Annotated in this window: 14 protein-coding genes; 2 read left to right on the top strand and 12 right to left on the bottom strand. The window is 41.5% G+C overall.

Annotation, left to right across the window (positions count from 1 at the left end; all coding sequences use genetic code 11):
- Positions 1-221: 221 nt before the first annotated feature.
- From IZT61_RS18300 to IZT61_RS18245, 12 genes are all read right to left on the bottom strand, one after another.
- Positions 222-989, bottom strand: a complete 768-nt coding sequence (locus IZT61_RS18300) for an SDR family NAD(P)-dependent oxidoreductase (protein ID WP_196098467.1) — start codon at positions 987-989, stop codon at positions 222-224.
- Between the two features lie 18 nt (positions 990-1007).
- Positions 1008-2138, bottom strand: coding sequence for a DUF4861 family protein (locus tag IZT61_RS18295; RefSeq protein WP_196098466.1), 1131 nt, complete (start codon positions 2136-2138; stop codon positions 1008-1010).
- A 427-nt stretch (positions 2139-2565) separates the two neighbouring features.
- A complete protein-coding gene (gene kduI, locus IZT61_RS18290; RefSeq protein WP_196098465.1) occupies positions 2566-3405 on the bottom strand; it encodes a 5-dehydro-4-deoxy-D-glucuronate isomerase in 840 nt (279 codons plus the stop codon).
- A 360-nt stretch (positions 3406-3765) separates the two neighbouring features.
- The gene (locus IZT61_RS18285; RefSeq protein ID WP_196098464.1) at positions 3766-5001 is read right to left on the bottom strand and encodes a DUF2264 domain-containing protein; all 1236 of its coding nucleotides are present in this window, start codon (positions 4999-5001) and stop codon (positions 3766-3768) included.
- A 16-nt stretch (positions 5002-5017) separates the two neighbouring features.
- Positions 5018-6205, bottom strand: coding sequence for a glycoside hydrolase family 88 protein (locus IZT61_RS18280; RefSeq protein ID WP_196098463.1), 1188 nt, complete (start codon positions 6203-6205; stop codon positions 5018-5020).
- A gap of 23 nt (positions 6206-6228) precedes the next feature.
- Positions 6229-8334: a polysaccharide lyase family 8 super-sandwich domain-containing protein gene (locus tag IZT61_RS18275; protein WP_196098462.1), complete on the bottom strand. Its 2106-nt coding sequence runs from the start codon at positions 8332-8334 to the stop codon at positions 6229-6231.
- A gap of 17 nt (positions 8335-8351) precedes the next feature.
- Positions 8352-10628, bottom strand: a complete 2277-nt coding sequence (locus tag IZT61_RS18270; RefSeq protein ID WP_196098461.1) for a glycosyl hydrolase family 95 catalytic domain-containing protein — start codon at positions 10626-10628, stop codon at positions 8352-8354.
- Positions 10625-13126, bottom strand: a complete 2502-nt coding sequence (locus IZT61_RS18265) for a beta-galactosidase (RefSeq protein WP_196098460.1) — start codon at positions 13124-13126, stop codon at positions 10625-10627. Before IZT61_RS18265 ends, IZT61_RS18270 begins: the two co-directional genes overlap by 4 nt.
- A 272-nt stretch (positions 13127-13398) precedes the next feature.
- Entirely contained in the window at positions 13399-14910 is a 1512-nt protein-coding gene (locus IZT61_RS18260) for an alpha-L-fucosidase (protein WP_196098459.1), read from the bottom strand.
- Between the two features lie 613 nt (positions 14911-15523).
- Positions 15524-16447: a DUF5017 domain-containing protein gene (locus IZT61_RS18255; protein ID WP_196098458.1), complete on the bottom strand. Its 924-nt coding sequence runs from the start codon at positions 16445-16447 to the stop codon at positions 15524-15526.
- 22 nt (positions 16448-16469) lie between these two features.
- Positions 16470-18374 (bottom strand): RagB/SusD family nutrient uptake outer membrane protein, encoded by a 1905-nt coding sequence (locus IZT61_RS18250; protein ID WP_196098457.1) that lies wholly within the window; start codon positions 18372-18374, stop codon positions 16470-16472.
- Positions 18375-18393: 19 nt separating this feature from the next.
- On the bottom strand, positions 18394-21528 hold the full coding sequence (locus tag IZT61_RS18245; RefSeq protein WP_230383756.1) for a SusC/RagA family TonB-linked outer membrane protein: 3135 nt from the start codon (positions 21526-21528) through the stop codon (positions 18394-18396).
- A gap of 673 nt (positions 21529-22201) precedes the next feature.
- On the opposite strand from IZT61_RS18245, the gene IZT61_RS18240 reads away from it, so the two are divergent.
- Together IZT61_RS18240 and IZT61_RS18235 are read left to right on the top strand one after the other, a co-directional pair.
- Positions 22202-25087 (top strand): ligand-binding sensor domain-containing protein, encoded by a 2886-nt coding sequence (locus tag IZT61_RS18240; protein ID WP_196098455.1) that lies wholly within the window; start codon positions 22202-22204, stop codon positions 25085-25087.
- A gap of 3 nt (positions 25088-25090) precedes the next feature.
- A complete protein-coding gene (locus tag IZT61_RS18235) occupies positions 25091-26242 on the top strand; it encodes a hybrid sensor histidine kinase/response regulator transcription factor (RefSeq protein WP_317193194.1) in 1152 nt (383 codons plus the stop codon).
- Positions 26243-26472 lie beyond the last annotated feature (230 nt).

The following is a 26472-nucleotide window of genomic DNA, read 5'->3' as shown; positions in this document are numbered from 1 at the left end:
TAGTAGCGTAGTCGAAGACCCTTCACTTACCCTTCGACTCCGCTCAGGGTGACAACCGGAGGAAAAAAAGTCGGAAAGTCTTTGAAAAAGTCAGAAAGTCGGAAAGTCCGGAGTCTAGGCGCCTGTAAGAACCGTGTGATTTTATTAAACACCCAAACTTCCGACCTCGGACTTTCGGACACCGGACTAAAGACTCAGGACTAAAGACTTCAGACTAAAAACTACCGTCCCATCCAACCGCCATCCACTGTTAAGATCGTTCCATGAACATAATCGCTTGCGCTTGATGCCAAAAACAAGGTCGGTCCTTTAAAATCTTCTGGGGTTCCCCATCTTCCAGCCGGGATCCGTGCTAAAATTGAAGTGCTTCTTTCCTGATCTTCACGCAATGCTGATGTATTATCGGTGGCGATATAGCCCGGTGCAATGGCGTTCACATTTACGCCTTTTGATGCCCATTCGTTGGCGAAGGCTTTTGTTAAGGAGGCAATTGCACCTTTACTCGCGGCATAACCTGGTACGGTAATTCCACCTTGAAACGACAACAATGAAGCGGTAAAAATTACCTTTCCACTTCCCCTTGCAATCATATCGCGGCCGATTTCTCTGGTTAAAATAAACGGCGAACTTTGATTTACGGCAATAACCTCGTCCCACATGTCGTCAGGATGCTCAGCAATTGGTTTACGCAATATGGTACCGGCGTTGTTTACCAAAATATCAATCACCGGATGGTCGGCTTTTACTTGCGCTGCAAAGGCCAAGGTTGCTTCTCTTTTACCGAAATCGCATTGATAGGCATAAAATTTTCTTCCCAAGGCTAAGATTTCTTTTTCTACGGCACTGCTTTGAAGCTCTAAACTTGCCGAAACCCCAATAATGTCGGCACCTGCCTCGGCCAAGGCTAAAGCCATTGCTTTACCAATTCCTCTTTTACAACCCGTTACTAAGGCTGTTTTTCCTGTTAAATCGAATATATTTGATGACATTCCGTTCTATTTTGATTGTTATTTTATACTCACCTTTAATGGCGATTTTAATTCTTCTTTAAATTTTTGCAAGTATTTAAACCATTCAGTCTCGCTGGTAATCTCTTCTGCCTTATTCCATGCAGCACCGGCGTAATATACAAAAGGCACGTTGTTTTTCACTTCGGTTAGGGTTAACATTTGTTTTGGCTGCATAATGGTTTTCTTCACTGCTTTTTCGGTTACCGCACCAACTCCAGTAATTCCATCCTTACCATGAACGGGCTCCCAATACCCCATTACTCCCCTCGTATCCGATAAAACCTTCATGGCTTGCTCGCCACGAGTTGCCAAGCCAATGGCCACGGGCAACTTGCCGCCACCAGTATAGGTGTACAGGCTTTCAATTCGGTTCAGTTGCGAGCCTGCATCAAGCGAAATGGTTTTTACCACATTAACCTTAAATCCGGCGGCGTTCCATTCATCGTAAGTTAATTGAAAAGTAGAGCGCAGTGGGCCGTTATCTAAAACTTTCGAGCTGCGATAATTTCCGGAGTAATATACCGTATCGTTGATAAATGGGGCCATTCCGCCAGCGCCAAGGGTAAAGCCAACACTGTAATAATCTAGTCCATCGCCATGATCGGTGTGATAATCGTTCTTTTTATAGCGATCGTTAACAACCAGTTTCGATGTGCGCTTCACCCAAACATCAATTCCTTTGGCATCTTCCGAGGTACCCTCCAGCGCTTTGCCATACATTCTAAATGCAATTTTATCGTTCTCCCATGCAAAATCGTCTTTACGCTCGGGAACATAACGGGCGAAAGTTTTTGGTGAAACGGACTTTGCTTGCTCGGCGAAGATCAATAATGTTAAACTTTCTTTTGCCTTTACAGACACTTGCAGCAATAGATTTTGAACAGTTTTTTCACCTTTATATTCCAGTTGATGAGGAATTTCGGTTTCGGTAAACTTGTTCATCACCAAAAATTTTGCTGTGTCGATAGTCGGATCGGCCTTTAACACATCAACCCATGGAATTGAAACAATTACGTCCTTTCTTGCTATAGAAGATGGATTGCTAACGGTTATCATCGGGTATTGGTATTGGGCAAAAGATACGCTTGCGATAATCAGCAACAAGATACTAAAGAATGTTGTTTTCATTGATTGATTTTAGGTTGATAAAGATTTTTAGCGCTCTGTGGTGTTAACGATACAATGGGATGAGATAGAAAAATGAACAAATACCCACTGTGTAAACCTCGCTTGCTTGTTAATGAGGGTAAGGGCGTGCGGTGATAGTGCAAACACCCTTTGATACCCGTGATATCGATAAACGATCCTTCATCGGTTGAGATATCCCCGCCTGCGCCGGGCAGATCTTGCCCATTACCATCTACTTTGAGCCAGCGGTGCTTAGCCAACACCTGCACACAGTGGGAGAGATTTCTCTCGCGATAGAAAAAAATCGGGATTCAAAATGACGACCCTCATAATCTGTCATCGCAACTACTGTAGTTGTTAAAACGGATTTTCAATTCACCAATAAACAAGCTCCGCCATGCAGAATATTTGTTTACTTTTCAGTTAATTATTTCAAATCGGTAATAGCGCAGTGATCCATATCGCCATAGTCTAAATTCTCTCCAGCCATGCCCCAAATAAAAGTATAGTTACTCGTTCCTGCACCCGAGTGGATAGACCAGTTCGGTGAAATAACTGCCTCTTCGTTTTGCATCCAAATGTGGCGGGTTTCTTGTGGTTGCCCCATAAAATGACATACGCTTTGGTTTTGAGGCACTTCGAAATAAAAATAGGCTTCCATTCTTCTATCGTGCGTATGTGCCGGCATGGTGTTCCAAACGCTGCCCGATTTTAGTTCCGTCATACCCATTTGCAACTGGCAAGTTGGCAACACACTGTTTACCAATAGTTTGTTGATTATTCTATGGTTTGCGGTTTCGGGCGTACCCAATTCTACAATTTCAGCATCGGCCTTGCTTACCTTTTTTGTAGGATAAGTATGGTGTGCAGGTGCAGAATTGATGTAAAGCTTGGTTGGCGTCGAAGCATCTGCCGATTCAAACGTTACTTCTTTGGTTCCCTTTCCAATGTATAAAGCTTCTTTGAAATCGAGCTCAAAAGTCTCACCGTCGGCAGTTACAATCGCCTTTCCTCCCACATTGATAATTCCCAGCTCCCTACGCTCTAAAAAGTAGGCCGCCTTTAAATCGTCGGGGTTTGGCAAGGCCAATTTTCCATTAACGGGCATAGCGCCACCAACAATATACCTATCGAAAAAGGATAGCGTTAAATTTACCTGATTGGCCTCAAAAATATTCTCGATTAAAAAATTTTCCCTCAATGCCGAGGTATCCATTTGTTTAACTTCTTTGGGGCTTTGAGCGTAACGGCTTTCGAATTTGTTCATATTTTGAATTAGTTTGAGATTGAAAAATCAATTCCTATTGGCAAATATATTTATACCATCGTTATTTAACGAAAATAATGGCCGATAGTTTAGTGCTTTGATAGTCATCCGATGAATATTATTTACTAGCAGCTATTCATCGGATGACTGCTATCGAGATTAGTACTAACTCCAATAATACTTCGAAGCTATTGCGTGTTAATCGGAAAATGCCGTAACAAATGTCACCCTGAGCGGAGTCGAAGGGCACATGATCCATCGGATGACTGCAAAGGCGATGTTAATCGGAAAATGCAGCAACAAATGTCACCCTGAGCGGAGTCGAAGGGCACATGATCCATCGGATGACTGCAAAGGGGATTAATAATCTACCTTATAATCCTTTTTTACCGGTTCACCCGTCCAAGCTTTTAAGCCGGTCCAGGGGGCGGGCTCGTCCGTCCAAAATTTATGGTCGGCTGGCATACCTAAATTTAAAAAGCCCAGTGAGGTTAAGTATAAACTGCCGGTTGAGGTATAATAATCGGCAATTTCGGGTTGATGACCGTTGAAGCCTAAAACCAGCCATCCCTTATCATCAAAGTTTTGGTTTCCATCAAACATGTTATGCATTACGGCTGTTAAGCCACAACGAACCTGCGCTGGCTTAACGTGCTCAGGCAGTTTTTCCATCAAAGCGGTTTGGGCTAATGCTTGGAAAGCACCCATCCTGTAGGTTATCGAGCGACCGAAAGCTGGGTAAGTGCCTTCGGGCGATATCATCCTTTCTAAAAACTCACTGTGTCTGACCATTCTTTGCACGGCCAAATCGTAATCGGCTTGCGAAGCTTTTTTCTTTTCGACCAAAACCTTTAACAGATCAACCAACATGGGATGAATTACGTACGAGTTGTAATAATCCATACTAAATTTTGCGCCATCGCTATACCAGCTGTCGCCTACGTACCATTCTTTCATTTTGTTAATGGAGAACATTACACGGGCAGGGTCATAAGCTTCATCAATACTTAACAAGAAGCCCTCGGTTAAGCCCGAAAACAGTAACCAGTTGTTGTAAGCTCCGGTACGGCTGCGCAGTGCCTTAAACTCTTCTATAAATCTTTTTTTGGTAACCCCATCTAAAGGCTCCCAAAGGGCTTTCGGCGCCCGTATAAAAGCATGCGCTACATAAGCGGCATCAACAATAGGCTGCGATTCGGTTCTGTAATTCATATAATCAGGACTCGTTGGGTTTACGGAGTTTGCAAGTCCTTTTAATAGTTCGGAACGCATGGTTTTGCGAAGTTTCCCTTCTGCCGTATCATCATCTGGGAGCGCCAGCCACGGGGCCAAGCCAGCCATTGTTCTGCCTAAGGCCTCCAAATAAGTCACCTTGGTTAAGTTTAGCCCATACTTGGGTCCTTTTTCTAAGGGCATATTCTTCTTGAGGGTTTCGTTGGCTAAATTATGTACAACCGGATAAGCGATCCGATTTAGGGTCTTCACCCAAAAGGCCCGGTCTTGCTGTCCGGTAACGTTCTTTTTTAGTTGCGCTTCTGCTTGGTTTAAACCAAGGCCGAAAGCAACGATTAAGGTTATTTTAAAGATCATTTTCATTTTACAATATAATAAATTACAAATACCAGTTTTTATATCTCGCCAACGCCTCTAAGTAATAGTAATCGGCATAAATTAATGGCACATCAATTTCGCTGTTTAAAGGATAGGCGCCCGTACTGTGCATCAACAAAAAGCCTCCGTTTTCGCCCAGTTTAGCATGATAGGCATCGCTGGATAACGAGTAGATCATGGTTTCAGCCGAAGTTTTAAACTCGTTTTTCTCCGCTCCGGTGGTGTATTGGCCAAGCTCTAATAATGCCGATGCCATAATGGCGGCGGCGGATGCATCGCGTTTTGCAAATGGAACACCTTGTGCATCAAAATCCCAAAAAGGAACCTTATCTGCTGGCAAGTTGGGGTGGTTTAAAATGAAGTGTGCAATTCCTTTTGCTTGTTTTAAGTACGATTTGTCTTGGGTAAAACGATACATCATCGTATAACCATATAAGGCCCAAGCTTGACCACGAGCCCATGCCGAACAATCTGCAGCACCTTGCCATGTTGCCTTTCTTTTTACGGCGCCAGTTTCTGGGTTGTAATCCACTACGTGAAAAGAGCTGAAATCGGGGCGAAAATGGTTTCTTAACGTTGTATTGGCATGCACAACCGAAATATCCTTATATTTCTGACTGCCACCGTTATCGCTTACCCAGTTTAACATTTCGAGGTTCATCATGTTATCAATAATTACAGGATAATCCCAAAACTTGCTCTTGTTCCACGATTGGATGGCCTTCACATTTTCGTGGTACCTTGTTGAAAGCGATTCTGCTGAACGATTTATAATGGTTTTATATTCAGGCTTGGCGGTAATGCGGTAGGCGTTTCCGAAGCTACAGTACATCATAAAGCCCAAATCGTGGTTGCCCGTATAGGTTTGGTTGGGCTCAATTACCTTTAAGGCACTTTCGGCCTCTTTTTTTATAGCCTCATCTTTGGTTTGCTCGTAAATGTACCACAAACTGCCCGAGTAAAAGCCACTGCACCACCATTTTATATCGTAATTTACGTTCTTGCCGTCTTTAAAACTTTGTGGGGTGAGGCCGGGCTCAACGCCCCTGGCCAGTATTTTGTACTGATCGGCAGCAAACTTAAATTCATCGTTTATCAGTTTTGCCATCGGTTTTCGGCTTGCATCTTGCGCAAATACTGTTGCATTAAAAAGCAACAAAAATGCAATCATCAGGTTTCTTTTATTCATGTTTGATATGTATGTTTATAATGTTAATTAATTTTAAAACTCGCGGTCGATCCAGCCAAGGGCCCAACAGGTAAAGTGCAGTTTAACAGCTTGTTGTTTTCATTTTTCGATAGCTTTACCTCTACCTTAATGTTTTCGTTCTCCTGAGTTGGATCAGCGATGTATAACATGGGCTGAGCGGTATTTAAGCTTTTAATGTAAACCACGCAGGGCTTATCTACTTTTACGCATAAATTATCGGCCTCTAATGTGCCAGCTTTGTAAAAAACCACTTGCAACATATTTAACCCCGTATGTTTTACGGCCTGTATCTCTTTGGTATTCTTCAATATCGCTATCATATCTGTCTTATATTTTTTTACATCGTTAACACTCATTGCCGGCACAACCGTATAGGCGTAATCTGCATGTTGAGGCTTTGCTCCATGATCAATCCACACTTTGAAAACCGAGCCGATAACGGTATCTTTTTGTTGAAAATGGTTGATGCGGTACCAGCTCCCCGACTGCTTTTTTTCGGTTATGTTGATGTTATCCTTTTTCGGAAAAAAGTAACCGATACTGTCGTGAACAATCCATGTTCTATCCCCGAGGCTACCTGAGGTTACTTCGCCCCTCAGCCAAGTTTGGTTAACGGTTGTAGTAATGTGCTCTGGCTGGTTGCTCTTAATGCCTGCGCCGAGGCAAACAATTTCTTTATCAAAAAAGAACCAGCTCTTTTTTCCCTGCACATCATCGTAGTTTAAATCGTAGGCCGAAACGCCGTAAAGCCCATCGCTTGCTCCGCCAACAAACTTTGTTGTGCCTTCAATCCCCCAATCTTTTAAAATGGTTGCGCCGCTAGCGGTGGCATAATCTCGGCTTGTGGTGCCGGGAATTTTATCCCACTCCCAAATCGGCATAATGTTAGCGTACTCCGAGCCTGTTCTTTGAATATTGGTTGCGCCATCGGGCAGAAATTTGCCGAGGATGTTCTCATTGTTACCTCGCTCAGTCCTTAAAGTTCGGGTTGATGCAGTTTGAACGCTGAAAGTATAAGCAGGCCTAACACTTAGCGTATATCCGCTTTTCCAATACTGATTATGGCTTTTGGTCACTCCATACTTGGCGGGCTTTTGCTCAGCGGTTCGTGCTGCTGCTGCTTGCCAAAAACTCAAATGTTGTGGATCTAAAGCTTCAATTTTACTGATCATTCCCGTTATCCGACTTTCTAGCGAATCTCTTCGGCTGATGCCCCTACCGCGTACATTGAAATCGAAAAACGACCCGCGAATGGTTTTTATAAAGGTATGTTTGAGGTATTTCAACAAAATATCGAATTTTGCCTGTGGCAAAGCGTATTCGGTACCGCGGAGGTAATAAGCGGCATTGACCGAATTTCCGACAAACACCTTACCGTAGCTGGCAATGGCTTGTTGTTTGCCGTGTTGATAATAGCTTCCATCTACCTGAACGCCTCCCTTTCCATCGATAATTGAAATCGGCTCGAAAAGATAGGTCGCGGCAGAATCCATTGTGCTTTTGTTTTTGGTTAAGCAAGCGCGGTATAAATAGTGCAGGGCTTCGTCTGATGTGTTGGCCCCGTCTCCTACCAGAAATTTAGCGATCTTCATGCGCTGGATCAAATCTTCTTCCAGCTGGTTTGGCACCTGTTGTTTCGCATTCCGCATCAAAATCAGGATCTGCCCAATGGCCTGTGGATAAAAAATATCGTTAAACCACCAGTTTTTGTTCCTCGGGTTTCGATCTAACCAGTTTTGCAGGGCGCTTACAATTGCCGCATGTACATTGGCCTTAACGTAGAGCGGATTTGATGGACGTATGTAGGCCATTGCCATCTCCTTTATTCGCTTTAAAGGATCGTATTGCAAATTGGCGTAGTCAATATCCTTCCAGCTTCCATCGGGATTTAACGATTCAAGCGCTTCTGATACCTTGTGGGTTAAAACCTTATCACTTATTCCGGTTTGCAAATCGGCGTTTATCCTTTTCATGAGCAAATTAAACGGCTCGTTTTGCGCATAAGTGGTTAAGTGCAAACAGCAAACCAAGCTAAAAAAGAGCAAGCCCTTTAGGTAAGCAGCGTATTTAAAAGGCGTAATGAAGTGTTTTAAATAGGATAAATGCATAAAATAGGTATTTCGGCTTATTTGGACTTGCTGTTTTTCTGTATCCCCCAACTCCAGTTTTCGTAAAGGCTATAATCAACCTTTGCCGATGTTTTTTGCGGATAGTCCTTTGCCCTTACCTGAATTACTTCGGTAGGCGCCATGCTATCGATACGGATTATGGTTTTTCCCCCTTCTGTTGTGGTGATGTAATCGAAGCTTTTTCGTTTGTTTGAAGTGATTGAAAAATTATCCATATCGGTTACCAGCACGCAGGATCCACCTGCCAAGCTTTCTATTTGAATGAACGTAGTGTGATCATTCTGCCGATCGGCATCTATAAGAAAGGCTCCTTCTGCCCGCCATTGCTTAAAGGTGATGTTTTTCCAACTGGATGGTATTGCAGGGAAAACCCTGATCTTATTGCCCCAACTTTGTAAAAGCATTTCTTGAATACTTGCAGCTGCTGCTAAAGGGGTTTCGATTACAGGCCCCGACTCTTTATATAAAGTATTCGGCTGCATATATTTATCAAACAATGTATTTAAACTTTCGTAGGCCTTATCTCCGTTGCCCATACTTGAGTAAATAGAAGAGCTGCCCGTGAAAGAATATCCTGCATGCGCCCCTTTTTGCGATAACCAATTATGCAATGAGCGCTCTATTAAGTCGCGGTTATTCTTTTGTTCCCAGTTTACGAGGTAATAAGGATAAACCATTAATAAGTGCGAATAGTGCCTATGTGAACTGTTTAATGGCACATCTTTTCCAATTAAAAAGCCTGATTCGCCAATTGGATAAGGTGTTAAGTTTTTTAAGATCTCGTTCCATTTATCCACATCGGGGTCTCCTAAATGCAGCTGTGCATTGGTTTTAACCAAGGTTTCTAATGCCCAGTGCAAACTTGCGAGCGTATAGTTGGCATCCTCGGCATCTTTATACTCTGGCGAATGCGACATCGGAAAGTGGTACTTCCCATTTTCATCTTTAGTTAATAAATGGATCAAAAAATTAGTCGATCTTTTTAACAATGGAAAAACTTCATCTTTCAATACTCGCTCATCTTTTGAATAGGCATAACACTGGTAATAGTAAAACATGGTCCAAACTAAATTCGACGGCTCAAAGTGCCCGCTTTTAATGTGCTCTTCGGTAATCGGGCTTACTAAATCGTATGATGAGCTTCTGCCGATGGCGGCCGAATTGTAGCGCCACTTTTGAGGCACGTTGTCAATTAAATTCTGCTTATTTTGTTGTAGGGTTTTAAATAGCGATTGGCCTAACTCTAACTGATTAGCGGTAAAAATAGGCGAATAAGTTAACTGCGTATTTAAATTCCACCAAATTGCCGGCCAAGGTGTAGGTGCGGTCCACGGGCCCACTAAATCGACCATCGGCTTATCGGCACGTGTAACACTGGCTAATTTGTATAACTGGATCCAATAAAAATTCTCCATTCGTTTATCGGGCAGGGCTACAAAGCTCCTTTTATAATAGTTATGCCACCAGTTTTTATGCGAGGCGATTGCATTATTGTCTTTTTCAAACTGTTTGATGCTATTTACCGCTTCTTCATTTTCGTTTAAGGTATTATGCCCATCGTAACCCACGCTCACCAATACCTCACTGTGGTTTTTGGTTCCTGCAATTTTGTAGGCCGTAGCATAGCCTCCTTTGTTTAACAAGGGTTGATTGTAAATTTGAAATCCATTTTGCATGGTTTTCTTTACGGGTGGATTATCAGGAAAATCAGCAGGCTTATCGGTCGGGTAGCTTTGTAATAAACGCGGACTTATGCTTCGGCCGGGGTTCCAGTTCAATATCACTGACGGTTCGCCGTCGGTGGCATCGAGCACAATGCGGATTACATTTTGCGTGGCGGGCACTAAAGCACTAAATTTTATCTGCCCCTTGGAGGTTGAGATTGTTCCTTTTGCTTCTGCATTGTAAATATCGAGCGTTATATCGGCCCCTATAATCTTACCCGAGGTTTTAACGCTGAAATATCCGATGGGTAGGCGTGCTTTTGTATATAAGTTACCCAAATTCGGGTAAAGGTCCCCCCGCTGATCGACCACATCACTTCTACCAATGTCGAACCGAATGGCACTGTCGCTTTTCTTGTAAATGTTTGTTCCCAACAATCCGTTGCCGAGGATCACGCCGCTGTAATAATCGGTACTGATGTTATCCCATTTAAGCGCTTGTTTGGCCATAAAGGCCTCCCAATCTACCTTTGTAATGGGCACTTGGGCAGCGCCGTAGAACGAGGTTAGTAGTAAAAAAATCAGAAGCGTACCTGCGGTCTTTTTCATTTGTTATTTAATTTGATGTTGTACTGCCAGCTGGGCTTTAGCTCAGCTGAATTCAGTATGGCTCTATTCCACGCCTTTTCTTTATCGGGCTTAACGTCGTCTTCAACGTAGATATCGTAATTTGCCTTAAAGGGGCTTAGCTGCAAAAGCCACTGGTTACTAGCCTCAAAATCAGATTCGTTAAGTTTATACGCACAGTTGTTGTTGTAATTAAACTGATCGTAAGCCAACTTTTTATTTTTGTAAAGCGCCATTACATCGGCCGCATAATGCATATTCAGCACCCAGTTTTTGATGTTTGCATTTTGGTTTACCTTAAAGTTTAACCGATATAAATTTTGTTCTGGCAGGTTCTTAAAATTGTATTGGTAAATCGGCCCGGGCTGGCTGGCATTGAAATATTTGCCCTGCGCATACTTCGCTAATACAGAATCCCTCAATCGTTCGGCCTCTTTTATTGGGTAGGCGCTTTTATCATGCACGAAACTTACGTTTCCCTTTGCGGGCTCGTTGGGCGCTATGGTGAAGCGATTGAAGATTGATTTTGCATCAACCGTTTTAATGGTAAACGATTTTGAAAGCGCCGTTAGTGTGGTTGAGGGTGTTGATGGATAAACCCTCAAATCAACTATTCCATTGTCACTTAAATCCTCGATCGAAATTTGATTGTTTTGACTGGTTACATTGGCATCGCTCAAAATTAGCAGCTCTTGGTTGTTCATTTTAACCTTGCTTGCCTTGAGTGCGCTACCTCGCGATAAAAGCACAATTCTGATGCTCTGATTCTCGGTATCTACAACATCAAAAGATTCGTCGCTGCCGGTCATTGCCACTTTAAAATAGCGATTATCGCTGGTTACCTTCGTATTGCCTGCTTTTTTAATCTCCCTTACATTTTGGCTGTCGAAAACAAACTCGCATTCGCCATCGCCAAAGAAAACGAATGTTTTTTGCTGTGGATTAGCTATTATGCATAAGGGTTGCGCCGTTGCATAATGCAGCGTTGCCTTATTGATTTTTAAATTGTATGGCCATATCGAAAAGCTGTTTGCGGCAAATTTTACGGGCTGCGAAGGAACTTTTTCTGTACTGTTCTTATCAATAACTGTTAATTGAAAACTGTTTACTTCATCAAGGTTTACAAAACGCTGGTAATTAGATAGAAAAATGAAGCCGCTATTATCGTGTACCCTGATGGATGTTTGAACGGTATCATAGCTGAAATAACTTTTAACCAGTTCTGAAGGAAAAAAGGCTTTCTGTTTGGCCAACTGACTACCAAAATCGTTCAAAAACAAGTGAAATAGCCTAAATTCGTTATAACTTTTGGGCAATAAACCCATTGCACCCACGGGAGATTGAAAATCGTAATTTTTAATCGGCACGTCATTGGGGTAATTGGTTTCCCGGCTTTCTTGCAGCGTGGTTTCGCCTACCGGGTTTACGCCACCATGAAACATATAATAACCCAAACCGTTAAGTCCGCTGGCCACTTTAACAAAGGCCGTACCTACCACATCATTGGGGCTTACCACCACTCGCCTGTGATAAGTTACCTGCATGCCAGAGCCCAGTTCTGCAGAAAGTTTCGGGTAGGTGTTTCGTACTTTGGTATCAACCTGACCAAAAAGATCCGACCCGATGTCGCTGTCGCCCTCTAACTGCTTGATAAAAAACATGGGCTTGAACATTTTCTTGGTGTGCTGTGCCCAAGGGCTATCGGGGTACGATCCGAGCATGTACAAAAACTCGTCTTGATTATCGGGCCCAGAAGAAAAAGCGGAGTAATACGGAACATCAAAGCCAGCTGCTATGAGCATACGTTTCAACGTTTTCATGTGCTCGTATTTTTCCAGTGCCTTAAACGCGTATTCATTCTCAATTTGAACGCCAATAATCGGCCCGCCATTTTTAAAGTAAAACCCGTTGATCTGTTGGGCAATGGCCTTAAAAAATAAATCGCAATACTTTAAGTAGGTTTGATCATTGCTTCTGAGGGCAATTTTCTTATCAATCAACCAATTTGGGAAACCGCCGTAGTGTGCTTCGGCATGTACCCAAGGGCCCGGGCGTAACCAAACGTACATGTTGTGTTTTTTGCAAAGCGAGAGAAATTTTTTGAGGTTATTATTGTCTTTCCAATTAAAAATGCCTTGTTTCTCTTCGTGATGGTTCCAAAAAATGTAAGAGGAGATAATCTGGATGCCATTGGTCTTCATTTTTAGTATTGACGATTCCCAATCGCTTTCGGCCACCCTCGAAAAGTGCATTTCGCCCATTATTGGAAACCACGGCTGGTTGTTCTTAACCAGATACAGGCTATTGTAAGCAAGCACATCGCCATTTGGAGACTTATTTGTGCCCATTTTTAAAAAGTCACGCTGTAAAGTATACGTTTGGTTAGAAATATCGATTTCATACTGCTTTTGCCCAAAGCTCGATGCAAAGGGACAACAGATACAGCATATCACCAATAAATACTTTACTATTATCTTCATTTACTTATTTTTTATTGTTTTCTTTTTTTAATCCGTTGACTGAAGTCAACGGCAAAGATTGTAATGTGTTAACCTATTCAATTTTTTCTAATTTTTTTAAACCGTTGACTGAAGTCAACGGCAAAGATTGTGATGTGTCGACCTATTCAATTTTTTCTAATTATTTCTTTAAACTGTTGACTGAAGTCAAACGGCAATGATTGCGATGTGTTATTCATATTGGAAAGCCAATATTTATAAGCTTAGGAATCTTCATATCAAATTGGGTAACCTTATTTTGTTGGCGCTAAAAAGTAAAGACCAAATTCGGCCAGTGTGGGGTTCAATCGTGATGATAAAATATTGAACCGCACACGATTGGTATTTATCTCCTCAAGTTTTAACAACCTTTTATAGCCTACGGTCGTGCCCGAGGCAAAAGCAATCCAATGATGGCCGTCGAAATACTCGGCCGAAAATTTTTCTATCCTTTGTCCAACGCTGATATTTTCTTGAAGCGCCAACACATTAAACTTAATGCTTTTATCAAACTTAAATTCGAGCGTAGCCGTTGTGTCTTTTTTAGATGTGGTGAAATAAGTGTTTAGTTTTCCGTCAAAAAGCGTTTCTGTGTTTTTACCAGAAGTAGCTTTCACTATCGCTTTTTTTGCCAGGTTATTGCTAAAAGTGGCTTGCATCTTCTCTGAAAAAGCGTTTAGGTTTTTTACGTCGCTTTCTGCAATCAAGCCCGCGGTGTTTGGTGGAATGTTTAACAGCAGCACACCGTTTCTACCCACCGAAGTGAAGTAGATATTCATCAATTGATCGGCTGTTTTAACCTTTGGGTTTTCTGCGGGATGGTAAAACCAGCCCGGGCGAATGCTTACATCGGTTTCTGCAGGGTACCAAACCAAGCCAGCAGCGTTTCTAATTTTGGGGCGGCTCCCCCGATCCTGATCTTTATAGCTGCCCAAAACGCCGGGAATAACATTGATATCTTTTTGAGACGATTCGGCAATCTTTTCCTGACTTTGCTCTGCAATAGGCAAAACGCTCCATTCGGTTTCACGGCCAACGCCCGTTTCGGTTCCAACCCAACGTACATCGGGGCCTTGAACGGCAATAACTGCCTGCGGCTGAAGCTTACGGATGAGCGAATACCAGCTGTTGAAATCGTAAACTTGCTTCTTTCCGTTTGGTCCTTCGCCGTTTGCGCCATCAAACCAAACCTCGTCAACCTGTCCGTATTGGGTTAAAAGCTCCGTAAGCTGGTTTACAAAATACGTGTTATAGGCATCAGAACCATAGTCGGGAGAGTTTCTGTCCCAGGGAGACAGGTAAACACCAAAACCCACATCATACTTTTTACAGGCATCGGCAACCTCTTTTACAATATCGCCCTTACCATCTTTGTAAGGTGTATTTGCGATGGTGTGCCTGGTAAATTTGCTTGGCCAAAGGCAAAATCCATCATGGTGCTTCGCCGTAATAATTACTTGTTTAAAGCCCGCGTTTTTTACCGTTTTAACCCATTGTTCGGCATCAAGCTGCGCCGGGTTAAACTGCGAAATATCCTCTTTGCCATCGCCCCATTCTCTATTGGTGAATGTGTTGATCCCAAAATGAAAAAAGGCCGTCAACTCCAGCTCTTGCCAACGCAACTGCCTTGCCGATGGAACTACATTGGCCGCTTTGGCAATGATGGTTTTTTCATCGTCGTTCTTATTAATTTTTACAAGATTTCGTTGCTGTGCGTTTGCACCAATGGCGAATAACAGTAAAAATAATATACAAAATTTTTTCATATCTAATTGTTTTGTGAATGGCTCAAAAAAGCCGCCACAGTAGCGGCGACCTCAAACTAACCGATTAACCTCAGTATCAATCTACTTTGTGTTTGGCCTGAGAGCTATATCTTTTTAATTTCTCCGCTTAATGGTTCTTTCCCTCAAGTGAATGCCACATCGCCTATTAATGTTAGCGATTTTCAGTTTTAATTCGGTGGTGAAATCCTTAAATGACATGGATTATTTCCTTTTGTGGATCCTTAGCGGATAATAGCTTCATTTAAAAAATATTCGGTTAAACCAAAATTATTACTTTATGAGCGTACCAAAAGCGTAAAATCCTTAACAAAAAGGGTGAAAATTCTGAACAAGCACAGCAAAACGGTTCTCAAGCGTGTATTGAAACCATAAGCCATGGTGATGACTCCGTTTAACATTTTTTAGTTTTTAGTGAACAGATGGGCTTGCTTAAAACCCTAAGCACTTACAGCAGCAGTACAATATTTTATGAAGTATTCAAACAAAGGTCGTCACCGTAATGACGACCTTGCTTTTAATGTGTGGCCAACCAACCTGGCTTTTGTATTAAAGCGGTATTTTTGGCAATCTGTGTAGTCCAAATTGAGGTTTTTTACATCACAATCTTAATGTTAAATTCCTTTACTTCTAATTTATTCTCACTTAGGGTAGTATTGTAGAAAACAAATGTTGCTTTATACTTACCAACTGAAGCATATTTGTATTCGTAAGCAGTAGTTGCAGATGCTGTGATGTTTTTTACGATAGCCGTTGGAATATCTGGAGAAACACGACCAACGTACATGGGCTTACTTACAATCCAACTGGTATTTGATGGAGCGGTTACACCTCCACCCACAATGGTTAATGCATTAGTTGTCGCAACCCATCTTGCGTTAGTCGGGGTCCAGACATTTCCATATCGGGTCCAAAAAACATTATCGCTAGCTAAGGATGCCAGGTTGAAAGAATACCCTGGCAGCACATTATTTACTGTGTAATTGCTAATTACCCAGGTTCTCTGTGTTGAACCAGTGGTTCCTGTATACTTAAAAGCAATAAAGAGCGAATCATTTTCATTACTTACCAAATCACTCAGGTTAACGCTGCCGGTATTAACTGCTGTAGCGCTTGTTGCCAATGGTGTACGGGAAGTAATATTCGTCCAGTTTGCATTTACTACGGTAACTGAATCGAGAGCTGGAAGCTTATTTGTTGCTAAAACCTGTAAGGTATTATTCTGCGAACCCCATTGAGCGGTTGAGGTAAAGGACAAAGTCGGAATACCCAGCTCCATTGCCCTATCTTTGAACTCATACTTATTTTTATTGGTCCCTGCCCAAAAAACGATATTATCTGCATAGCCATCAAAAGCAAACCTACAGGTGTCGCCGAGTTTAAAAACTAATGTATCGCCTATATTAGAACGGGCATTGTTTAGGGCAACGTTAACCGAGGGAGCATCTGTGCTAAGTTCCTTTTTGCAAGCGCCGAAAAGCAAACTTGCAAATAAACATGTATTGAGTAGATATTTCATGTTGTTTAAATATTGAGATTCATTAATACCCAGGATTTTGGACCAAGGCTTTATTTAAGTTAAGTTCGTAGGTTGGCTTAGGTAAAAGCAAATGTCTTGAAGTAATTCCAGAAATGCCCTGGTAACCATTCGGATTTCCGGTTGACGAAACGCTAATGCCATTTGCAGATGCATAGTTGGCAAACTCCCGCATATCGCCAACAAAGTTCCCCCATCGAACTAAATCAGTCCTTCTATAAGCTTCAAAACACAATTCCCTCATTCTTTCATCTCTTACTGCCAATTGAAAATCAGCTTTACTTAATCCGGGTGTAAGTAGGTATTCTGTACCATTGGTAATGGTTGCGGTAGCGGTAGCGGTTACCCCGGTTGTTGGGGCAGCAATTGTTACCGTTGGCGCCGAACTGAAATATGGGCCGCTGGTGGTTAAACTGCCTCTGCTTGTTAATTTAACGCCAGTTACCTTTCCACCAGAAACAATGGCAATACCTGTAGCGCCCGATCCCCCTCCTCCACTAATAGTTACTTCTGGTGGGTTAGCCGTTGAATAACCAGAACCGCCATTTTCTACGGTAATATCTTTTACAATATTGCCATACATGGTGCCATATCCTCTTTTCCTTACCAGATTAATGGCATCGTATGCCGCAGTAGTTGGCCCGTTGACCTGATTCTCTGCTTCTGCTTTCATCAGCAAAACATCAGAATAGCGAATTACAGGCCAGTTAATATTGTAGGAACCGTTTATTCTAATTTCTTGCGGACAATATTCTCTTCTAAACTTGCCACAAGGCATTTGCCAAGGGTTATTTCTATTTAGCTTATACCTGGTTGATGTGCCATTATTGATCGCGTAAATGTAATCTGCGCAATTCCAATCTCTCCGTGTATCGAGCGATGCTTTATTAACCAAGGTACTGGTTGGGACAACTTCATAACTATCGAATAACTTTTTGGTAATACTTACCCATCCGGCCGACAAGTAAGATGAGGGATCTGGAACGTTATTAACAAAATACAGGGATGAATTTATACCAACAAAATTTCCGATATCGTTCCCTCCTTTATTGGCAACACCCGCAGCAGCCCCTGCAGAACCCCATTCCAAAATATTTTCCTTTACGTCGTACTTATCCTGACATAAATTAATGAAAACCTGTTTATAATCGGGGTTAAGATCGTGTAAACCAGAATTAATTACACTATCCGCATAAACAATCACATCAGCGTATTTGCTGACATCCTTAGTAGGGAAACCAGCCCAATGCAAATATACCCGAGCCAGCATCGCGTGCACTGCGGTAATAGTAACCTGGTCATTATAACCCAAATTACTTGCTGTTCGGCCTTTCAATAAAATTGCTACTTCTTTTAAATCGGCAACAATTTGCTCATATACTTCAACTTGTGAGGCGGCGGGGATATTAGTGTCGGCGATACCTGGTGAGTGCAAAACAATAGGAACTCCGCCAAAATGGGTGGTAAGGATAAAATAATTAAACGCTCTTAAAAACAAGGCCTGGCCTTTAATATAGCCCCGTTCTTTTTCATTCATGGTGGGTTTATTGATGTTATCAAGTAGCACATTTGCATTATTGATTCCTATATACGGCCAGCGCCATACTCCAGCTACATTGTTATGCCCTGCATCGTATGAATAGTATAAACCACGGTTATCGCCATTTACCGAGATGTTCGGCAACATTTCATCAGTGGCACTGGTAAAATTAAAATTTAAAACCTGCCCATACATCGGCCCATACATCATATTGCTATAAATTCCATTGAGCCCAACCTGCAATTGTGCTGCAGTTTCATAATAATTTGAAGGAGTATAAAAATCTGTTGGTTCGGTATCTAAAAATTTCTTGCATGAGGTAGATAATCCCATCACGAATAGAAATGCTAAAATATATTTATTTTTCATTGTCTTATTTTTAAGGTGATTAAAAGGTTGCATTTAAACCAAAAGTTACAGTAAAGGACTGAGGGTAATTTGCGAAATCAAAACCAGGAGTTAAATTACCTGGTCGCGAAGATGATTCAGGATCTGGGCCTGAATAACCCGTAAAGGTTAACAGGTTTTGTGCTGATGCATTTAAACGCAGTTTCGACATGCCTATTTTCGATAAAATCTTTTTTGAAAAATTATAACCCAATTGAAGAGTCTTTAATCTTAGGTAAGATCCATCTTCCACTACCCTTGAAGAATAATTTCCTGACACCATCCCTCCTGCTCGATATATAGTATTAGATGGATTAGTCGGTGACCAACGATTTTGAAAGGAAGCGTATTGGTTAAGGTTTGGATTGTATACAATGCCGCCTTCAAAAACGTAACGGTTTGCATTGATAATATTATTGCCGTACGACCATTGTAAGAAAACGCCTAAATCCCAATTTCTATAAGTAAAGTTATTGCTAAAGCCACCCGTATGAATGGGCAAACCACGACCAATAATGGTATAGTCGTTATTGTTAACCACCAAGTCGCCATTTAAATCTTTGTATTTAATATCTCCTGGCCGAATAGATGCTCGTGTTGCTCCATTTGTTGTGATGTTAGGTTTAAGTACATATGCGCCATTTGGCATTTTATCAAAATCGGCGTATTGATAAATACCATCGAAAATTAAGCCATACATTTCACCAACTGGCCTGCCCTTGACAGAGATATAAGGAGATAAACTGCTGTAATTTGTGTTAAAAAACGTACCTGAGCCAGAAAGCAATGAGTTTTGCCCTTCTGTTAATTCTACTATTTTATTCTGGTTAAAACTGATGTTGAAATTGCTTGTCCAACGGAAATTTTTGGTTTGAATGTTGGTGCTATTAAGTGAAATCTCTAAACCACGGTTTTCGAGGCTACCAATATTTTTAAACCCTGTAGCCCTTTGGATACCACTTGCATAAGGCAATTGTGCATTCAATAACAAATCGTTTGTAACACGTTTATAAACATCAAGTGTTAGGCCAAGTTTATTTTTAAAAAAGCTTAAATCTAAACCTATATTTGTTTGGAGGTTGGTTTCCCATTTGAGATCAGTATTTCCTCCAGCGGTAATTACCGAACCAATGGCAACAGGCTGGCCATTAAAGGAATACCAATATTGAATATCAGCCAAATTTATGGATGGCAAATAGGCAAAATCGTCGACACGATTGTTGCCTGAAGCACCGTATCCTACCCGAATTTTACCATCGGAGAGCCAGGTAACATTCTTCATGAATTTTTCCTGGCTAAATCTCCATCCTGCAGATGCAGAAGGGAAATAGCCCCAACGATTACCTGGTGCAAATTTAGAGGATCCGTCGGCTCTAAAGCTCGCGGTTAACAAGTATTTGCCTTTAAAATCATAGTTAACTCTTCCTAAAAAAGATTGAAGCATCCAACGCGAGCTGCGTGAAGTTACGCTCGAATTTGAAGCAGGCACCAAATCCAAAGCATCAATCCCCAAGCTTTCGTTGGTTACCTGGGTGGCATAAATAGAACGGTAAGAATTTCTGTTTCCTTGCGATGAATAACCTACCAAAGCCGTTAAATTGTGGTCGCTGTTAAAGGTATTCCGATAGGTTAACGTATTGTCATTTAACCAATTAAAATTTGGACTCGTAGCGAAAGTGCCGTTTGGCCCGGTGGCGTTCCATTTACTCCCCGACTGCGTTAGCGAATTATTAAAAATATTGGTCTCGGTGTTTGTATTGGTAAAACCGCCTGCTATTCTCAACTTTAACTTAGGGGTAAATGCATATTCCGCATAGCCATTGGCAACCATTGCAGTTGCCTTATATAGCGTTTTCTGGTTCTGCAAACTGATTAATGGATTTACACGATAATCTTGATTATTAGCAAGATCATTTGTTGGATCATAAAAAGAATCCAATATATTGGTATTTTCATCCCTTCCAGATAGTGCTGCCGCTGGTCTGTAACCCCAAACCGCATAGTACAACGCAGTCGAAGCCCAGAAACTATTAGGAGAAACTGGCGTTCCAAAGGTTTCGGTATAAGCGTAATTTACATTTACACCTGCCTTTAACTTATCGGTAATAGTTTGATCGAGTACAAAACGACCTTGATATCGTTTGAAGCCACTCTCGATTACAATCCCTTTTTGATTATTGAAATTCCCAGAAATCGAATAGGTTGTTTTATCATTTCCACCTCTTAGGGCAATATCGTGGTTTTGATTTTGACCGTTTTGAAAAACATAGTCCTGCATGTCTATACTCGCTACATTTTTATAATCATCAAGGGTAACACCATCTTTGAGATAAATTGTATCTGCATAACTAGAATTAAGTTCTTTTACGTATTTAACAAATTCGAAAGCATTCATAAGTGGAATCTTTGCTGGCGCTTGCTGTGTTCCATAATAGGCGTTGTAGCTAAGCTGTGGTTTGCCCATCTTTCCCTTTTTTGTGGTAATTAAAACTACACCGTTTGATCCACGAGCTCCATAAATAGCCGTGGCAGAGGCATCCTTTAAAATGTCTATACTTTCGATATCGGATGTATTGATCGAATTGGCATTGGCACTTTCGGAGGGGAAGCCATCGATTACATACAAAGGAGAATTACTTTGCGAAATGGAACCTGCACCACGAATAACAATGTTTGCCGTTGCACCCGGTTGACCATTGTTTGTAGATACTTGTACACCTGCCACACGACCTGCCAAAGCCTGGTCGAAAGATTTTACAGGCGCCTGTTCAAAATCCTTCATATTAACAGAACCTACGGCTCCCGTTAAGTCGGCCCTTTTTGTTGTTCCATATCCTATAACAACCACATCATCGAGTCCTGTAACCGATGATATCAGCGAAACATTAATCGTTGTTTTAGCCCCAACCGTGATGGTTTGCCCAACATAACCAATATAATTAAAGATAAGCTGATCGGTTGGTAGAGCCTGAATCCGGTATCGGCCCTGATCATCCGTCTGCGCCGTAGATTTTGTGCCTTTAACAGAAATAGAAACGCCAGGAATGGTTTGTTTGCTTTCATCGGTCACTACGCCAACAATGGTTTTGCTCTGGGCAAAAACACGTGAATTGGCCAATAATAAAATGATGAACAAAGCTAAGAGCTTTGAGCACCTGTGCATCTTTTGACACAGGGACCTGTTGTTCAGAATGTAAATTTTCCTCATATGGTTTAAAAATTTGGTTTATATAGTTCTTCTTTCTTTTCTCCTAAAAGAAAGCAAAAGCTATCGGTTCAATGAGGGATGAATTTTATTGTGTGGCCAATCTTTTTTCAAAGATCTACCAGTTTCAGTGTGGGATGAAGGTCATTTGGCTAATCTTTCTATTGAAAAAGAAAGCAATATCCAATGGTTCAATTTGGGATGAATTATTCTGCTAATCTTTTCGGTTAGAAAAGACAATCATACAGAAGAGTTCAATTGGAATGAATTTTCTTTGACTAAAATTTCTGTAAAAAAAATTCTAAGTTTACTATTTAATGCAGGATAATGTTATTGGCTTGACTTTCTATTAATAAGGGTTTAAGCATCTCCTAAAGGGAGGTTTTTTTATCCAACTAAATGTAATAATAACATTACAAATGTACAAAGTTTTTTTTTTAAAAATAGGGATAAATTTCTAAAAGATTAGGGGGTAAAATCAAAAAAAAATTGTCTTTTCTGCTTTTTCGGTCCTAGATCACTATTGTTATAGAAAGGCCCTATTTCGTTTAATTCAAACATAATTGTACTTTTAAATCGATAACCAAACCTCTTACCCCCTTTAATGAAGTTAAGATTAGTCTTTATATTTGTTTTCATTTCGGCCGTAAGCTTTGCTCAAAATCCGTATGTTTTTAAGCACCTTAATGTTGAAGACGGGCTTTCGCAAAGTTCGGTACTTTCTATTGCGCAGGATGCAAAAGGCTTTATGTGGTTTGGTACTCGTTTTGGATTAAACAAGTATGATTCAAAGAATTTTAAAACCTATTTTCTGGAGAAAGGTAATCCCAATAGCTTAACTTCCTCACAATATATAAACACTATTCTGTGCCTCAAAAATGGCACCCTCCTAATTGGAACACCTGCCGGCTTAAATAAGTATAATGAAACAAGCGACAACTTCGAACGCTTTCAGCATAACGCAAACGACATTGCCGGCATCAGCAATAATCTGATCAGACATATCTACCAAGACCGACAAAACAGGGTTTGGATAGGTACAGGTAACGGATTAAATTTATTAGATCCCAATAAAAAGTACCGATTCAAACATTTTCTGGTAAATAAGGTACATCCGCAGGATGTTTATCAGATCTATCAAGACCATACAGGCACCATCTGGCTAGGTACTTCCAAGGGATTAATGAGCATGCTAATCAACAAGGGCGGAACTCGTTTTAAACACTTCAAGAATTTTAGCGACAGCCTTGATGTTGCGGTTGATAACCACATTACCAGCATCGCCGAAGATGGCAATGATAATTTATGGATCGGAACCAAGCAAACGGGCTTGTACAAACTCAACCTCATCACACACCAAATTACCAACTATACATATTCTATTTTAAATACGAAGGGCATCAGCAGCAATAATATCCGCAAAATAACACAAGATAAAGCGGGCAAGTTGTGGATAGCAACCTTGCATGGGATTAACATTTATGATCCGAAATCGAAAAGTTTTAGTACGATCCAAAATGAGCCCGGCAACCCTTCTAGCTTAAGTCAAAATTCGGTTTACGCCATTTTTCAAGATCGGCAGGGCATTGTTTGGGTCGGCTCCTACTTCGGTGCAGTCAGCATGGTTTATCCAAACTACACTCCGTTTAACGTGTATGCAAGCTCAAATACATCGAGCGGTTTGAGTAGCCAGGTAGTAAGCTCGATAATGGAGGGTGGAAACAGAAATTTGTGGATTGGAACGGAGGGCGAAGGTCTTAACTATTACAACAGCAAAACCAATTCGTACATCCATTATAAATATGACCCGAACAATCGCAATAGCTTAAGCTCAAACTTGGTAAAGGCAATTATAAAGGATAGACAGAACCGAATCTGGATCGGCACGCATTTGGGCGGGCTTAACGAATTTAAACCCGAAACCAACAGTTTTGTAAGGTATACCAGCCATAAAAATGATACTTCATCACTCGGTAACGACGAAATTACTTCTCTTTTTGAAGATAGTTATGGCCGTTTTTGGGTAGGTACAAATAGTGGACTGAATAGCTTCGATGCCTCAGCCGGTAAATTTATCAGAAACCGGATTAATGGGCTCGAAGATGCCGTTAATTATATTTTTGAAGATTCTAAAAGAACACTCTGGGTGGCGACTAATACTGGGCTGCACTATTTGAAAAACAACGAAAGCCGATTTAAGCGCCGTACCGCAGACTCTCCTGAGAAATTAAAATACAACGAAATCAGCTGCATCACCGAAGATAAACTGGGCTTTTTATGGCTGGGAACAGCCCGAAATGGGCTTTTTAAGCTCTACCCCGATCAGCACGCCTATTCCCAAACCACTAAGCTCGACGGATTGCCCAGCAATAACATTATGGGCATTTTACAAGACGACAGCAATAACCTGTGGATTAGCACCGACAACGGCTTGTGCAAGTACAATCCGCAGCAAAAAACGTTTAAAACTTACAATACAAAAGACGGCCTGCCGGGTAATGAGTTTAATCAGAAATCGTTTTTAAGAGATCGATCCGGCACCTTCTATTTTGGAGGCTTGAGCGGTATGATCAGCTTTAGGCCCGACGAGATTAAAGAAAACACAAGTACCCAACCAGTTATTTTTACGGGGCTGAAGTTGTTTGGAAAACCAGTTTCAATTAATGCCAACAGCAATTTGTTAAACGCTAACATCAGCACCGTAAAGTCAATTACTTTTAAGCCCGAACAAGATGTATTTACCGTTGAGTTTACCCTTTTAAATTTTATAAAGCCCGAAAAGAATCGCTATGCCTATAAGTTGGATGGTTTTGAAAAAAACTGGAACTATGTAGCTAATCCGGCGGCAAGTTACACCAACCTTTCGCCCGGGCATTATACCTTGTTGGTAAAGGCCAGCAACAACGATGGCATCTGGACAAAGCAGTTGAGCAGGTTAAATATTGAGGTACTTCCGCCCTATTATCGCACTTGGTGGGCCTATTTAAGTTACGTATGCATTGTTGCCGCAATCTTTATCTTGCTGGTTCGGTACTTGCTCATTCGGGCGGTGCTTACCAGGGAGAAGGAAATTAATGAGCATAAGCTTGAGTTCTTTACCAACATCTCGCACGAAATCAGAACCCCGCTAACACTCATTGTAGGTCCGCTGGAAACGCTGATCGAAAAAAGTCAAAACGAGCCGCAATGGAGCAAAGCGCTTCAGCCGATAAAAAACAATGCAGATCGATTAATGCGCCTGGTTACCGAACTGCTGGATTTTAGAAAAGCTGAAAGCGGCAAAATGCAATTACACGTGAGCCCGGGAAATGTAGTTAAATTTTGCAGAGAAATTTTTATTGCCTTCCAAAATATGGCGATCGCCAAACAGATCGATTATCAATTTACTGCTGAACGCGAAGAAATTGAACTCTATTTTGATAAGGTTCAAATGGAAAAAGTACTGTTTAATCTGCTATCCAATGCTTTTAAGTTTACGCCCGACAAGTGAAAGATCAATTTTGGTATTGCCCAGGCAGGCGACGGGGTTGCTATTACAATTTGCGATAACGGCAGCGGCATACCAACCGAGCACCAATCGAACCTGTTCAACATGTTTTATCAGGCCAATAACCATGCTTCAATCGGCACAGGCCTGGGTTTATCGTTCTCGAAAAGCATTGTAGAACTGCATCATGGCGAAATTTCGTTCAAAAGCACTCCGAAGGCGGACAACTGGCCGGGCTCGACCTGTTTCACCGTACGGTTGAAGACAGGCAAGGCGCACTTTAACGATTCTGATTTTATTAACGATTATCATTATTATGATGACGTTGTAAACTACAATGTGCCCCAAACAATGTCGGTTGCATTGCCGAATAACGAAGAAACAGCTCACGAAGAAAGAAAATATAATGTGCTGGTGGTTGAGGATAATGATGAAGTGAGGGCTTTTATAAATTCATCGCTTGCTCAGCTGTATAACATCTACCAGAGCGTAAATGGTTTAAAAGGATTTGAAAGCGCCATAGAGATTATTCCGGATATTATTATAAGTGATGTGATGATGCCGATAATGGATGGACTGGAGTTGTGCAGAAAGCTAAAAACTGATGAAAGGACGAGCCATATTCCGGTTATTTTGCTCACTGCCCGGTCTGCTTATATCCACCAGTTGAACGGATTCGAAAACGGAGCCGATGCTTACATCATGAAACCCTTTAACCTCAAAATTCTGGAACTGAATGTGCATAATCTGCTAAACGCCCGCGAAACTATAAAACGCAAGTTTGCCCAGGTGATTAGCCTCGAACCAAGCAATATGATTGTTAATTCAACCGAGCAGAAGTTCTTAACCAAGATTATACAGCTTATTGAAGATCATATTGCCGACGCTAATTTTGATGTACCTACGCTTGCCTCGGCCATTGGAATGAGCCAACCGGTGTTGTATAAAAAACTCAGGGCATTGACCGATCTCTCTGTAAACGATTTTATCAAATCGATACGACTAAAAAGGGCAGCGCAACTGCTGCAACAAAATGCCGGCAATATTTCGGAAGTGGCATACGCAGTTGGTTTTAACGACCGCAAGTACTTCAGCATTGAGTTTAAAAAACACTTCGGCAAAAGCCCCAGAGATTTTATGCAAGAGCAAAAAGCGTAGCGAAACACCTTTTATAAACGGTGGTCCTTCCCCCCCACTTCTGGTGGGCAGTGCGTCAATTGGGGCTCTGCATTCTTCAGCTGTCATCCGATAGCTATCGGATCTGAGCCTTTCGACTTCGCTCAAGATAAATTCCAGTCGAAATGCTCAGGATGACAATATTTTTTTGATTTATCCCTCTAATCGCTTTTTTGAGCAAAGCTTGTTTTTTTTACATCAATCCGCATCAC

The organism is Pedobacter endophyticus (genome assembly GCF_015679185.1).
In the GTDB taxonomy this organism is placed as follows: domain Bacteria; phylum Bacteroidota; class Bacteroidia; order Sphingobacteriales; family Sphingobacteriaceae; genus Pedobacter; species Pedobacter endophyticus.
The sequence above is the reverse complement of the archived record's forward strand: the minus strand, read 5'-3'. Positions and strand labels throughout refer to the sequence as shown.